The following is a 14,347-nucleotide window of genomic DNA, read 5'->3' as shown; positions in this document are numbered from 1 at the left end:
GGCACCGACAAACCCCACCAATTCAAGCTTGTGCAGGCTCGTCCGTGCACTGCATCATACGAGCACTTTATACGGACGCGGCCATGCAGCCCTCCTCCAGGCGATGGCCCCAAACGGAGCATCGTACTTGAACGAAAACATCCTTTGGTTGCATGAACTGCGCTTGGCCGATCTGGCCCGCGTCGGCGGTAAGAATTCATCGCTAGGCGAAATGATCGGCAACCTCACCGGCCTTGGAGTCTCTGTTCCAGGTGGCTATGCCACCACCGCCGCAGCGTTCAAAGCATTCATCGCTTACAACAACCTGTCCAAGCGGATCTACGACAAACTGGCCACCCTTAATGTCGAGGACGTCAAAGCGTTGACCGCCGCCGGCAAAGAAATCCGCAGTTGGGTCACTGACGCTCCATTACAACCAGACTTGGACAAAGACATTCGCGACGCCTACGACAGACTGTCAAAAACCAATGGCAGTGGCGACGTGGCGGTGGCGGTGCGCTCTTCAGCGACCGCCGAAGACTTGCCAGACGCTTCATTCGCTGGCCAACAAGAAACCTTCCTTAATGTCACCGGCGCCAACCAGGTCGTACACAAGATTAAAGAAGTATTCGCCAGTCTTTACAACGACCGTGCCATTGCCTATCGCGTCCATCACGGCTTCAAGCACGAGGACGTCTTCCTCTCGGCCGGAGTACAACTGATGGTGCGCTCGGATATCAGTGCCTCTGGCGTGCTGTTCACTCTGGACACTGAATCCGGCTTCCGCAATGTGGTGTTCGTCACCGCCAGCTTCGGCCTTGGCGAAATGGTTGTGCAGGGCGCCGTCAACCCAGACGAATTCTATGTCTACAAGCCTACGCTCAAGACTGGAAAACCAGCCATCCTGCGCCGTACACTCGGCAGTAAGTTGATGCGCATGGTTTACTCAGACATCCCCGGAGAGCGCGTCAAGACCGAAAACACTCCAACCGAATTACGCAACTGCTTCGCAATCAGCGACGCTGACGTACAGGAGTTGGCTAAGCAGGCACTGATCATTGAGGAACACTACGGCCGCCCGATGGACATCGAGTGGGCCAAGGATGGAGTCAGCGGCAAGCTGTTTATTGTGCAGGCACGTCCCGAGACAGTGAAATCACGCAGTCAGACCACCCAAATCGAACGCTTCGCACTGCAGCAACACGGCGAGGTACTGACAGAGGGGCGTGCGATTGGCCAGAAAATCGGCAGCGGCACCGCCCGCGTCGTGCACTCACTCGACGACATGCACAAGATGCAACTCGGCGACGTCCTAGTCGCAGACATGACCGATCCAGACTGGGAACCTGTGATGAAACGCGCCAGCGCGATTGTCACTAATCGTGGCGGACGTACCTGCCACGCCGCCATTATCGCCCGCGAGCTGGGTGTGCCAGCGGTGGTTGGCACCGGCAATGCGCTGTCAGTGATCAAAGAGGGCCAAGAAATCACGGTGAGCTGCGCCGAAGGTGACACTGGCTATATCTACGCCGGCAAGCTGTCGTTCGAACGCACCACAACCGACCTCGGCGACATGCCACCAGCACCGCTGAAAATCATGATGAATGTCGCTAATCCGGAACGCGCGTTCGACTTTGGGCAACTCCCGAACGCCGGTATCGGCCTAGCGCGCCTGGAAATGATCATCGCCGCACACATCGGCGTGCATCCCAACGCACTGCTGGAATACCACAAACAAGATGCCAACACGAAGCAGAAGATCGACGCCAAGATCGCCGGTTATCCTGATCCGGTGAGCTTCTACGTCAATCGCCTCGCCGAAGGTATTGCGACCCTGACCGCCTCAGTCGCACCCCATCCGGTCATCGTGCGCCTGTCCGACTTCAAATCCAACGAGTACGCACACCTGATTGGTGGCCAGCACTACGAGCCACAAGAAGAAAACCCGATGCTCGGCTTCCGCGGCGCCAGTCGTTACGTCGATCCTTCATTCAGCGATGCCTTCGCGTTAGAGTGCAAAGCCGTCTTGAAGGTCCGCGATGAGATGGGTCTGGACAATCTCTGGGTAATGATTCCATTCGTACGTACCCTGGAAGAAGGTCACAAAGTAATCGATGTACTACGGCAAAACGGCCTGAAACAAGGAGAAAATGGTTTAAAAGTAATCATGATGTGCGAAGTACCCTCCAATGCGCTGCTCGCTGATGAGTTCTTGGATATCTTCGATGGTTTCTCGATCGGCTCCAACGACCTCACCCAACTCTCGCTGGGTCTGGACCGTGATTCCTCAATCGTCGCCCATCTATTTGACGAGCGGAATCCAGCCGTCAAGAAACTCCTGTCAATGGCGATTAAAGCGGCCCGCTCCAAGGGCAAATATGTCGGCATCTGCGGTCAAGGCCCATCCGACCATCCAGACTTGGCCGAGTGGCTAATGCAAGAGGGCATTGAATCACTGTCACTGAACCCCGATACCGTCGTTGATACCTGGCTACGCTTGGCTAAACTGAAAACGGTGTGCTGATGGACTGGATAAAACTGCTATCAAACATGGCATCGCCCGCAACAGCAACTGCGATGCACGGTAAATTCGACTGGACAAGGATCGATTGGATCCACATCCTGATGAACCTGACCGCAGCGGCGGCCATCGCCATCCTCGGAACATGGCTAAGCAAACGACTGAGCAACGGACTGCATCGCGTCCTGATCCGCGCGGGAGTCGAGATCACACTTGCCAACTTCCTAAGAAATATCGCATACGCGCTGCTTTTAGTCGTTGTATCGGTCAGTGTGCTCCAACGCATCGGTGTTCCAGCAACCTCCCTGGCCGCAGTGATCGGTGCGACCGGATTGGCAGTCGGCCTTGCACTGAAAGACTCGCTGTCCAACATCGCCGCAGGAGTGATGCTCATCGTGCTGGGCCCAGTCCGTGATGGTGACCACGTTATCATCGCAGGCCAAGAGGGCGTGATCGACGAAATCCGGATATTCCAAACCCGGCTGCGTACCTTTGACCAGCGCATGATCACCTTACCTAACAGCACGATCACCACTGTACCCATCATCAACTACAGCACCTTGCCAACCCGACGGCTCGAAATTATTGTCGGCGTCGGCTACCAAGACAACTTGAAAAAGGCACAGGAAGTGCTTCTAAAGGTTGCCCGTGACAATCCCAAGATCCTGGATGACCCGGCACCTTCCGTGTATGTCCATAACCTTGGTGAAAGCACGGTAGACCTCATGCTGTTCGCCTACACGGAAAACGGTAACTTCAACACTGCTAAGAGCGAGACGCTGGAGCACATTCGCAATCAGTTGCTCGAAAACGGGGTGAATATCCCCTATCCACAACGTGACCTGCACTTATACCACCACGACGCCGACGGCCGCCCAATCGCCGAACTGCTATTGCGTGGCGTGGCCGAGGAAGGCAACACCAACAAAGGACCGTCGCTAGCAAGCTAAGGCTGGGAGGGTGTAACCACGCCCACTCTAGCGAGTGTCAACCCGCCTCCAACCCCACAAGGCCACTTGAACGAAACTAACATGCCCTCCCTAAAGTATGCTCAAGGCCAATAGGTCTGTTGTCTCCTCCTATAGATGCAAGGCCAGTAGAACCCCTACTGTTGCCCGGGTTGTTAGACTGCGGGCAAGCCTCCGAATGCCCCCATCGATTTCCTGTAGTGACGCAATTCAGCGATTGAATCATAGATGTCGCTGAGCGCCGTGTGGCTGGAAATCTTGACCACACCTTCCAGGATACTGGGAGCCCAACACCGTGCAAGTTCCTTAAGTGTGGACACATCCAGATTACGGTAGTGGAAATAGCGTTCCAAACATGGCATCTGGCGATGGAGAAAACGCCGATCCTGACAGATCGAATTACCACACATCGGTGAGGCACCGGTGTCGACCCATTGTTGCAAGAAAGCAATTGTGTTTGCTTCAGCCTCGGCATGTTGAATCTCACTATGAAGCACACGCTGCCATAAGCCGGAACGGCGGTGCTGATTGCGGTTCCACTCATCCATCGCTTCCAACATCTGCAACGGATGGGTGATGGCAAAGTCCGGGCCTTCTGCAAGCACATTGAGCTGGGCGTCAGTCACCACCGTAGCGATCTCAATAATGGAATCTCGATCGGTATCCAGCCCGGTCATCTCCAAATCAATCCAAATCAACCTCTTATCGCCTTCGACTACGGGGAACTCCGATGCCATATCACCATCCTACGCACTTCAATCACGCATACCGATTGTATGAGCCAAATATGATACGCCTGACCGTCCACCGCAAATCTGATGTAAACAGCAAATCAGCGACTCCAACAAGATCAGATAAACATCATTGACGACACGTCAATTTAAGTATTTCCCTGACCGAACTACTGCCAGACTCGTGTGAGGATCCTTCGCCACGCATTGCAGAAAAAGGCAAGGCACCAAACGAACGGAAGCCCAAGAACACCGAGGTCTCACTCAAGAAGGAGATTCGGATTCAAGATACATCTGGAACGCTCCCAATCATCTACCATTGCAAAGTTCACTGATACGACTCACACACTTCACTGCTCAGCTTCAGAAAAAAAGCCAGGCACTCCATGCCGATCTGAACTTGACTGCGAAACACTGCAACACCTTATTAAAGCAGCCAAATCAATAAGCAACTCACGCTTTTCCATGATTTGAACATAAGAAACAGGAAATCTCAGGAAACATTCCATGTTGATAACAGCACTGAGAAATCATTCGGTTCATACTGAACATGAGCAATGAGCGACTCAATCAGATGTCTCCGATCTGAGAGGCGACAAAATCAACCTCCTCGGCCTCAAGGTGCTGGTATACATGACGATGACTACCGGATTTCATATCCCCATGCGTGTACTTGAAGCTACTTGAAAATGTTTGATTTCTTTAAGTATTGCTCAAATTCATGATCATCCCTTTGCTTCACGTCTTTCATGCAGTGTAAGGTCAACGTGTCGGTGAGATGAATGGTGAGCTCATATGCATTTTTAGTATCAAATATGAAGATAGCCTCTTTCGAAGTTTCTCCATAGAAACATTAAGAAGAATCCGCAGATTCATCCTGGTAGTATTTTAAAAACACCTAAAAAAGAAGCGCTTGCTGAAATTGATCTCTCTTTAAACTGTGCCTAATGCCGATTTTATCCGACATACACATTTTCTCATGGCACTTACACTCTCTAAACGTTGACCTGTAACCAAGGAACTAAGCTGATGAGCTACGGTATCATCCCCCCGTATATCTTGCGCAACATCATCGATAATGGTTCCGGCAACCAGCAAAGCTGCGCCCGCAACACATTAGCGCATGTGCAGATGTTGATGACCAACACCAAAACAAAATCAGAAGATTCACAGACCGCCACTGCTGGTAAGGTACAGCGTGAAATTTACGATGCTCAGCAGACTCAAAACCTTCCAGGCACGATGGTGCGCAGCGAAGGTCAGCCAGCCCTTGATGATGTCGCAGTCAACGAAGCTTACGATTATCTTGGGGTAACCCATGATTTCTTCTGGCAGGCTTATCATCGTGACTCGCTTGACAACAAAGGGCTGTTACTGAAAAGCACTGTCCATTATGGCAAAGACTATCAGAACGCTTTCTGGGACGGTCAGCAAATGGTCTTTGGTGACGGCGATGGCGAGATTTTTAATCGCTTTACAATTGCCCTTGATGTGATCGGTCATGAGCTGTCACACGGCGTGACCGAAAGCGAAGCAGGACTCATTTATTTTAAACAAGCCGGGGCACTGAATGAATCTCTTTCCGATGTATTTGGCTCACTTGTCAAACAGTTTAGCAAGAAACAAACCGCCGACCAGGCTGACTGGATTATTGGTGAAGGGCTGCTAGCGAAAGGAATCAATGGCAAAGGACTTCGCTCCATGTCCGAGCCTGGCACCGCCTATGACGATCCATTGTTAGGTAAAGACCCGCAGCCCGCAGATATGAACGGCTATGTGCAAACACGCCATGACAACGGCGGTGTTCACCTCAACTCTGGCATCCCTAACCGCGCTTTCTATCTTGCGGCCATTAGACTGGGCGGTTATGCTTGGGAGCAAGCAGGTTATGCCTGGTACGATACAGTGTGCGATAAAACGCTGCCACAGGATGCAGATTTCAAAACATTTGCCGATTTTACGATAAAGCATGGCGAAGCTCGGTTTAATACATCGGTAAGTCAGGCTATCGAAGCTGCCTGGAAACAGGTTGGTGTGTTGTTATGACAACCATTCCGGAACTGACAGATGACGCAGTCATTTACGTTGCACGCGAAGGTGGCTTTGCCTGGATTCCCAAACAGGCCAAGCCAAGGCGCATTCCGCTGGACCAAATGAGTCCGCCACAGCGGGAACGCATCTGTCACATACTGCGTCAGGCATTACCGCTGGGCGTAACCCCGGCCGCGCAAAGCCCCATCGGGCGAGGCGATCAACGCTATTACTGCATTGAAATCAGCGATGCCACGCAGAACCAAGCCGAGAACACTGTCATTTTGATTCCAGAGAATCAAGCTCCACCCGAGGTGATACAACTCTGGCAGGAAGCGGAGTAACACCAAGTCAGTAAACTCCGCCCTCACCCAATAAATGAAAGCTAATAAACAAAGCAACTTCCATCATGAAGGAGCTTTTTTTATTATCTGTTAAACGCCAAACTGCTTTAGGAAGATACACGCCAATCCAAACGATTCAATAACCGATATTTCCAGGATTTCAAGCATTTCCCACTCAACATCTTACCAATGAAGTAACCGGGTACTGACATTTTCACTTCGAAGAAATCCTATTACTTAAAAAAAAAGCAATGACCTCCAGGAGATTCCTCTACTTTACTTGGCTGACCACCTGGAAATACTTGTTGATCAACCCCATGCGCATGAATGGCTAAACAGCACTGGTACGCAACACCTAAAAGAAATTCTGGAATTTCCTAGTATTCACCCTGTATCAATGGACACAAAGCGCGTGCCTGATATTCTCCAGCACATCATCCGATGGGTGCACCACCAGCCCAGAAATAAGCCATTCATGATTGTGCCTCCCAAGGATTCGAGAGGATGACGCTAGCAACACCTTCCAAGTGATGCGTAACAACAGCCATACCATGCATCAATAAGCACATCCCTTTCGGAACACCAATCTGGTACGTGTATTACTTGAAGTCAGTCATTCGAGTTTGAATATCGATGCACAATGGATTGAACGCAACGTTTTCGATGCTTGGCATTTCGAGTGTGTCTGAAATATTGCGATGCTGGTGAGTGCAGCTTTCGATATCCATCGGGACTCAACAGCATACGAGCCGATTTACCACGATCTGTGATAAACACTGGAGCGTTATTTCCAGTCATCTTCTTGGCTTGCATCCCATCCTGATCGCGCCCGTCGGCTTTATAAAGTAGTGTCATCACCATGATGAAACCTTTGCTGCTTTATCACAAAGACAATTGAAACGCTCTTTTGACAGACACGCACACACTCTGCAACGTAGCGTGGTCAGAAAATATGGAAGTTAATGAAGCGCTTCAGATAAAACCAAAGCATTTGGAAAAAATAATTTTCCCCATTCCAAAGAAAATGCATTGGCACACCATGCCACGAAAAAATCTTGAGGTAAACTCTAATAACCTGCATAGGTTTACTTTTAATAGGTTGAAACTATCTTGGAACACTCCATCAATGAAATCAGTCATGCAAATCACTGATACATCACCTGCTCCAGTTGGAAAGATCAAGTGCTTTAAAGCATTCAGGCCGAATGCGCTACTCTGATGACAAGGGGATGGTTGCAGTCACGACGATGCAAAAAAATGAGAAGAAAAAGTACTGTCTAAATCGCCTGATCGACGCTAAAGAAACTTGTGGTTTTCTCATAAAAGATACATAGAAATATGATCCTCATGGAATCAAACAGTAGAATGACTTCACGTCGGTGATGAAGGAATTATCCGAATCAGTGGACGAAATCTAATTGAATCTATCGAATGCATCTATCTCATTCCTGATTGTTTTTTTATATAAAAAGATCATATTAATCAGTGAAAAATACTTTGGCGCGCCACAAAAAAGAAATTTTAATGAAAAAAGCATAAGTAGATCACTACACATTGACATAGAACTAATGGTGCGTTTGGTAAATCAAGACTTGCCGGTCGATGATAGATCGGTCCCTTTCCCCCCAATAACGCTGGGAGATTTTTAATGAGAACTACAGCAATGACCAAAGAACTGGCAAGCGAATTTGCATCTGACCAGATGCGCGAGCTGACCGAAACCGAGCTGAACTCTGTTGGCGGTGGATACGAAGACGCTTATAAAAATTACTTCGATGACAAAAACCCTCTAAAACCTATGTTCGAGGACTATGTCAAAAGCTGACATGAAAATCAAAGTGACCAACGGCAACTGAGTGCCACGGACGCCACACCATCTCTCGTGTGGCGTCCTGTATCCAATAAAGGGAACGGCGTCATCATTGTTGTTTCTTCGGATGTTGATCTACCTGCCGCAGCAACTGTTTGCTCCTTGCACGAAGACAGAGATTCCAGCAACCATCGTAGAGACCTTCTTTGGGTTGAATCAGCATGACGAAGATACCGTGCGATGCGAAGAAAATCCCATTGATCGTGGTCAATACAGACCAAGCTAAGATGACAAGGGAACACGGCTGACATACTTTTTTTAACGAATACACGCCGCACGTAGATCTTGACAATAACGACGAAAACTTTGCTCCCCTGCATCGTGAAAAGGCGCTATATCAAAGGTTACTGTTCCACACGATAAAAAATGAGCCTTTAAGACGTTTCATCAAGCAAGCCATCGCATACCATACGCGCCGACAACAAGATCATTCGGTCGTGCGCCACACACCACTCTGGATGTGTTGTCCCTACTACTTACTTTGGAGTCTGTTCCGAGCAGGTTGCAGACATTTTCCAGGCCCTGAAGAACATTGGGGTCAAGCCATTGGAACCCCTTACCTGAAGGTATGCAGAAAGGCGGCATGCCGTCACGGCCATCTATAGGGTCGTACACCAGGAGATTCATGCCGGCTGCTGCAATTTCCCAAGCAGAGATCCGGAAGAAACACAACCTTCGCGTGTTGGTAGGCGGTAAGAAAATCCATGCCTGCAAAATCACGCAAACATCCGGATGTCTGACCTTCCAGTTCCGACCGTCACCTTGATTAAGTACAGGGACTTGCCGGTGCAGGATCGCAGATCAAGTGTTCAACCTAATATGAGAGATGAGTATCGATGTCTCCTGCATGGACATCATCCCAAACCTGGGGAGAAGCTTGCATTTTGCAGATTTAAATCCTTCTGGACACTGGATGTTCCTAGAAGCTCATGCACTGGAGTTTCGGCTTTCGAGATGGTGTACCCGTCTCGCTCGTCAGGCGGGTATGGCGTTTCAGGCAGACCCACCCTGCCACTTTAAGCCGGTATTGCGCTTGCCGATCAGCGACCACCGAATGCTCCTAAGACCGACAACACATACCATCTATCTCATGCAATGCAGCGGGCAAATTTTAATGCGCGATCTGGACCAATATTGCCTGCGTACCAACACATTTCCTTCCAAAAGCCCTGTCACACCTGTTGGCTTGAGTCGCCGTCCCGCATCTGCCGCCACTCACGAGGCGTCATACCACATTGCGCTTTAAATGCACGGGACAATGCAGCTTCACTACCGTAACCGACCTCAACTGCAATCGTCTTTAACTGCCGTCCTTGCTGTAAGGCAAGTTGCGCCAGTCTGACACGCCAACCTTGCAGATAGACACCAGGCGTACAACCGACAACACGGCGGAAGGTACCAGCGAACACACTCCGAGACATCCCTGCGAGATCGGCTAATACCTCCAGTGACCACCCCCATCCCGGCTGCTCGTGCATGGCAACCAGCACCTTGCGCAGCTTGGGATGCGACAAACCGGCCAACATGCCACCGGCAATCTGACCGGTTTCCATCAGGTGTCGCAACATCTGAATCAACACAACCTCGAACAATCGGTCAAGCAACGCACGCCGACCACAATGGTCGCCGAACGCTTCATTAAACAGCAGTGTCAACACCTGGCCAGCGCCATCGATGTTCTCCAAGGGTAAACAGATGACATCTGGTAACGACCCTGCCACCTGATTTGCACTCCCCCCCTCGAAGTGAAGTTCCGCACACACCAGGTCAGCACCATGTTGAGGGTCAGCGACAAAGCAGCGGGGCATGGATCGCGGATAGAACAGCAAGCTGGGAACGTTCACCCGAAGCGCGGCCCTCCCGGGATGGATGACATCCAGCTCCCCCCTCCTGACCAGATGTATCTGGCCACCTTCCCCCGGAGCGGAGACATCCGTGATACCGCACAAAGCGCCCGCATGGAACATGCGCGCACGGACCGGAAAGTGATTCAGTAGCGCCTCCAGGCGATCCGTGCATGCACTCGCCAATTCGATACTCATTATCAAATTTTAACTACTATAAGTGACTTTAAGTACTAATTTTAGCCATAAAATTCATCTTACCAAACGGTTCCAAGCAAACCCATCAAGTCACTAGGAATACCTCAAATCAAAGACCCATCTCGTCTGCCCGCACTCCAATGTCACCCGCAACAACATCGACGTGCGTTTGAACATCGCTTGAATGTCCCAGCTATATCCAGCTTCAACCAAGGATCAATACTATGAAATTCACCCACACACTCGCCGCCGCTTCCACCCTGGCTCTGGCATCCACCCTGTGCCAGGCGGCTGGCAGCCCCGGTGTCGAACGCAACACCCAAGCCTTCCTCGAAGCCCTGGCCAAAGGAGCGGGCGCACCCATCGAAACCCTATCACCTGCCGACGCACGTCAGGTACTTGTGAACGCACAAAAGGGAGCCAAGCTGCCACCTGCCGACGTGAGCGACAAGACGATTACCGTTGATGGCAAGCAGATTGTGCTGACCATCGTGCGTCCAGCCGGTGTCAAGGGGATCCTACCTGGCTGCATCTTCGTACATGGTGGTGGCTGGATTCTTGGCGATTTCGCCACGCACGAACGCTTCGTACGTGATCTGGTCTCCGATTCCGGTGTAGTGGCGATCTTTGTGAACTACACACGATCGCCAGAAGTGCACTACCCGGTCGCCATCAACGAAATCTACGCAGCCACCAAGTGGGTCGCCGAACACGGCGCGCAGATCAACGTTGACGGTAAGCGACTGGCCATCGCGGGAAACAGCGTGGGCGGCAATATGGCCACAGTAGTGGCACAGATGGCCAAAGCCAAAGGCACCCCAGCACTACGTGCACAAGTGCTGTTCTGGCCAGTCACCAATGCAAACTTCGAGAATGCGTCTTACGACGAATTCGCAAACGGTCACTTCCTCACAAAAAATATGATGAAGTGGTTCTGGGATGCCTATACCACCGATGCGAAACAGCGTCAGGAGATCTACGCATCACCGCTGCTCGCCACGTCCGAACAATTAAAGGGCCTGCCACCCACACTGATCCAGACGGCTGAGAAGGATGTGCTGCGCGATGAGGGTGAAGCGTATGCGCGTAACCTCGACGCCGCCGGCGTGGACGTCGTCGTCACCCGCTACAACGGCATGATTCACGACTTCGGCATGCTCAATGTACTCGCCGATTTACCTGCCACTCGCGCCGCGTTGCACCAAGCCAGCGCAACACTGAAATTGCACCTGCGTTAACGTCTTACGCTGGCCCGACATGTGATTACTGTTGGGCCAGCCCCCCTGAATGTTTTAAAGACGCTGCGATCAGCATTTCAATTGAAAGTGCTGAACATGAACGACTTGAAGCAGTGCTTGCTCCCCAACACGGCACCAAGCGAATCAATCAGCGGCTTCACCGCAACAATCCGACATGACTTGTCTGGGCTCCGCCGACTTCAGCAAGGATTACATTGCGCCATGCGACGTGATCGGATCCTTCAAAAAATAGCACGTGCATCGCCGCAGCTGATGACACCATGCCGATATTGAGAATACAAATCGCCTTACCCACAACACAGCCACATCCTTATTGCTGTCGTCGGTTGCAACCGACACCGGACACACTGCTGTCCTGCGTACCCCTGAAAAACTTAGCGAGTGACATCACCCCGGACATCACGAGTGCAACGTCCCTTACGCGGCAGCATGGCGAAGATTCCCAGTTTTCTGCGAGATCCCCCCCACACACAACCCCATCCAATGTCACAAAGCTCATGAGCATTGCGGCCACGTACACCATCGAACCAGCGACACTTTGAAAACCTCTTATACAAAGATTGAGACATCGACAAACTCCTTGCCGATGCCAGTGACTCACGTCTTGGCAGAAAATGCGCAAGCCACACTCCAGCCCACCCCGAAACGACACTGCGTACACGTCTCTCTCCTTTGTACATGGCATAAACACCGAGAAGCACCGGAAGTTGCACTGCAACCATCATCGGAAAACCCACACCAAACGCATGAGCCCACCTGAAAAACGGCGTGACCTTGACCGAGATTGCACCGCAACCAGCTAAAGCCGCGACCAACGCTCGAAATGAATATCTAACGTCCTGCGATGACTGCAAAGACGACGCTTCGCGTTGCAATCCGACAAGCGACATGTGCCATCAAAGCACTTCCCCCTGGAGTTCAGTCCTCGCTTTTTTTGTCACATGCTATATCCTATAGTGGAGGATAGGATATAGAACGATATGATTCCGCTCACTGAACTTCTCCAACAAAGCGCAGCACATACTTGGCTTTTCATCCCTGCCGCCATCATGCTTGGTGCATTGCATGGGTTAGAACCTGGCCATTCGAAAACAATGATGGCCGCCTTTATCATCGCCATCCGTGGCACCGTCCGGCAGGCCGTGCTACTAGGAATTGCTGCAACCGTTTCACATACCGCTATCGTTTGGATCGTTGCACTTGGCGGAATGTGGTTATTCGGCGGATTGAATGCCGAAGCGACCGAACCCTATTTTCAATGCATCTCTGGACTGCTGATTGTGAGCATTGCCGCATGGATGCTTTGGCGAACTTGGCGTGAACAACACACCCATGACCATGATGAACATCACCATCATCACAGCGATTCGCCGGATGAATTGAACGTCATTAACGACGGATATGCCGATGCACATGAACGTTCCCACGGCGAAAACATTCGGCGTCGCTTTAAGCATCGTCACGTCACAACATGGCACATCGTGATGTTTGGCTTGACGGGTGGACTCATTCCATGTCCTGGCGCAATCACCGTCCTATTGCTTTGCCTGCAATCGAATCGATTGGTCCTTGGCGCGGCCCTTGTCGTATCGTTCAGTATCGGGTTAGCAATCACGATGGTCGCATCAGGCGTCATCGCCGCACTGAGTGTTCGGCACATGTCGAAGCATTGGTCTGGCTACGGCGTAGTCGTTAGAAAGGCCCCCTACATTTCAGGCATCATGATCCTGATGGTCGGAACCTATGTTGCACTTCACGGATGGACAGCAATCCCACACTAGAGGACTCACCGCATGAGCCACAGCGTCCACCCAGACTTGATGAAACGGTTGAAACGAGCCCAAGGCCATCTGGCAACGATCATCGACATGATCGAAGCCAACCGGGATGCACTGGACATCGCGCAACAGCTTCAAGCCGTCATTGGTGCACTCGACAAAGCAAAATCAATCCTCGTCACAGATCATATTGAACATCACCTTGAAGACGTCGTTGGCCCCCTGTCACGTGAAGCGCGAGAAAAACTAACCAGGTTAGGCGATTTGGCAAAATATCTTTGATCAACCACCGATCCACCCCATACATTAAGCAATACCCACAGACAGCTACACCTATGTACCCTCGTTTAGCACATTCGCCATGAGTAAACACATGAACGGCGTGAGTGAAAAATGAAGATGAGATCGCAGCTCGAGTGATTGAGACTGACGCAAAGGACAGCATGACCGGTTGGACCGGGATGATGATAGATGCAGCAACTCTTGCGCCACCCCCGTATCCCTGAGCGTGCATTGCGTCCTGCACAACACGCAACGCCACACAATCAATATTGACCTCACATACGGTGAGTCATCAATCACACGCCACCACAGCACGCCTGAAGCGAGCAAGAGAAGACCCTTTCCTGCCCGCCGCAGGTAGATCCCCACAGATAGATCCCCACAGATAGATCCCCATATGCTGCAACAGCCACAACACTCGCCCTGCCACAAACACCCTGTGGATCTCTCCTGCGCGTGCCGCAAACCAAACACACGCCAAGCCAACAGCGCTGCAACATAGCTTCCAGCGCGCGGCTGACCTATCCACACCGCGCTCCCAA

The 14,347-nt window shown here is 51.2% G+C and carries 10 protein-coding genes; 8 read left to right on the top strand and 2 right to left on the bottom strand.

What is annotated here, in order from left to right; translation table 11 throughout:
• Positions 1-127 precede the first annotated feature (127 nt).
• Together ppsA and PLS229_RS03380 are read left to right on the top strand one after the other, a co-directional pair.
• A complete protein-coding gene (gene ppsA / locus PLS229_RS03385) occupies positions 128-2,503 on the top strand; it encodes a phosphoenolpyruvate synthase (RefSeq protein ID WP_038270703.1) in 2,376 nt (791 codons plus the stop codon).
• Positions 2,503-3,450 (top strand): mechanosensitive ion channel family protein, encoded by a 948-nt coding sequence (locus tag PLS229_RS03380; RefSeq protein WP_038270610.1) that lies wholly within the window; start codon positions 2,503-2,505, stop codon positions 3,448-3,450. The genes ppsA and PLS229_RS03380 overlap by 1 nt, the downstream gene beginning before the upstream one ends.
• A 173-nt stretch (positions 3,451-3,623) precedes the next feature.
• Here the strand turns inward: PLS229_RS03380 and orn are convergent, their stop codons facing one another.
• Entirely contained in the window at positions 3,624-4,205 is a 582-nt protein-coding gene (orn, locus tag PLS229_RS03375) for an oligoribonuclease (protein WP_038270608.1), read from the bottom strand.
• Positions 4,206-5,228: 1,023 nt separating this feature from the next.
• Here orn and PLS229_RS03370 point away from each other — a divergent pair.
• The 3 genes from PLS229_RS03370 (at position 5,229) to PLS229_RS03360 (ending at position 8,399) form a co-directional block, all read left to right on the top strand.
• On the top strand, positions 5,229-6,245 hold the full coding sequence (locus PLS229_RS03370) for a M4 family metallopeptidase (RefSeq protein ID WP_038270607.1): 1,017 nt from the start codon (positions 5,229-5,231) through the stop codon (positions 6,243-6,245).
• Complete coding sequence (locus PLS229_RS03365) at positions 6,242-6,574, top strand: protealysin inhibitor emfourin (RefSeq protein WP_038270606.1); 333 nt, start codon at positions 6,242-6,244, stop codon at positions 6,572-6,574. Before PLS229_RS03370 ends, PLS229_RS03365 begins: the two co-directional genes overlap by 4 nt.
• 1,663 nt (positions 6,575-8,237) lie before the next feature.
• Complete coding sequence (locus PLS229_RS03360; protein WP_160165137.1) at positions 8,238-8,399, top strand: hypothetical protein; 162 nt, start codon at positions 8,238-8,240, stop codon at positions 8,397-8,399.
• A 1,217-nt stretch (positions 8,400-9,616) separates the two neighbouring features.
• Here PLS229_RS03360 and PLS229_RS03355 read toward each other — a convergent pair.
• Positions 9,617-10,486, bottom strand: coding sequence for an AraC family transcriptional regulator (locus PLS229_RS03355; RefSeq protein WP_038270605.1), 870 nt, complete (start codon positions 10,484-10,486; stop codon positions 9,617-9,619).
• A 224-nt stretch (positions 10,487-10,710) separates the two neighbouring features.
• On the opposite strand from PLS229_RS03355, the gene PLS229_RS03350 reads away from it, so the two are divergent.
• The 3 genes from PLS229_RS03350 to PLS229_RS03340 all read left to right on the top strand — a co-directional run bounded on the left by PLS229_RS03350 (position 10,711) and on the right by PLS229_RS03340 (position 13,805).
• Positions 10,711-11,724, top strand: coding sequence for an alpha/beta hydrolase (locus PLS229_RS03350; RefSeq protein ID WP_038270604.1), 1,014 nt, complete (start codon positions 10,711-10,713; stop codon positions 11,722-11,724).
• Positions 11,725-12,725: 1,001 nt separating this feature from the next.
• A complete protein-coding gene (locus tag PLS229_RS03345) occupies positions 12,726-13,526 on the top strand; it encodes a nickel/cobalt efflux transporter (RefSeq protein WP_038270603.1) in 801 nt (266 codons plus the stop codon).
• A 12-nt stretch (positions 13,527-13,538) separates the two neighbouring features.
• The gene (locus tag PLS229_RS03340; RefSeq protein WP_038270602.1) at positions 13,539-13,805 is read left to right on the top strand and encodes a metal-sensing transcriptional repressor; all 267 of its coding nucleotides are present in this window, start codon (positions 13,539-13,541) and stop codon (positions 13,803-13,805) included.
• Positions 13,806-14,347: the final 542 nt, after the last annotated feature.

The organism is Xylella taiwanensis, assembly GCF_013177435.1.
In the GTDB taxonomy this organism is placed as follows: Bacteria; Pseudomonadota; Gammaproteobacteria; order Xanthomonadales; family Xanthomonadaceae; genus Xylella; species Xylella taiwanensis.
Note: the sequence above shows the minus strand (reverse complement) of the source record. Positions and strands in the feature narration are given on the sequence as shown.

Excerpts from the sequence above, each read along its gene's own strand:
- PLS229_RS03380 (WP_038270610.1), top strand. The coding sequence starts at position 2,503 with ATGGACTGGATAAAACTGCTATCAAACATGGCATCGCCCGCAACAGCA.
- orn (WP_038270608.1), bottom strand. The coding sequence starts at position 4,205 with ATGGCATCGGAGTTCCCCGTAGTCGAAGGCGATAAGAGGTTGATTTGG.
- PLS229_RS03370 (WP_038270607.1), top strand. The coding sequence starts at position 5,229 with ATGAGCTACGGTATCATCCCCCCGTATATCTTGCGCAACATCATCGAT.
- PLS229_RS03365 (WP_038270606.1), top strand. The coding sequence starts at position 6,242 with ATGACAACCATTCCGGAACTGACAGATGACGCAGTCATTTACGTTGCA.
- PLS229_RS03360 (WP_160165137.1), top strand. The coding sequence starts at position 8,238 with ATGACCAAAGAACTGGCAAGCGAATTTGCATCTGACCAGATGCGCGAG.
- PLS229_RS03355 (WP_038270605.1), bottom strand. The coding sequence starts at position 10,486 with ATGAGTATCGAATTGGCGAGTGCATGCACGGATCGCCTGGAGGCGCTA.
- PLS229_RS03350 (WP_038270604.1), top strand. The coding sequence starts at position 10,711 with ATGAAATTCACCCACACACTCGCCGCCGCTTCCACCCTGGCTCTGGCA.
- PLS229_RS03345 (WP_038270603.1), top strand. The coding sequence starts at position 12,726 with ATGATTCCGCTCACTGAACTTCTCCAACAAAGCGCAGCACATACTTGG.
- PLS229_RS03340 (WP_038270602.1), top strand. The coding sequence starts at position 13,539 with ATGAGCCACAGCGTCCACCCAGACTTGATGAAACGGTTGAAACGAGCC.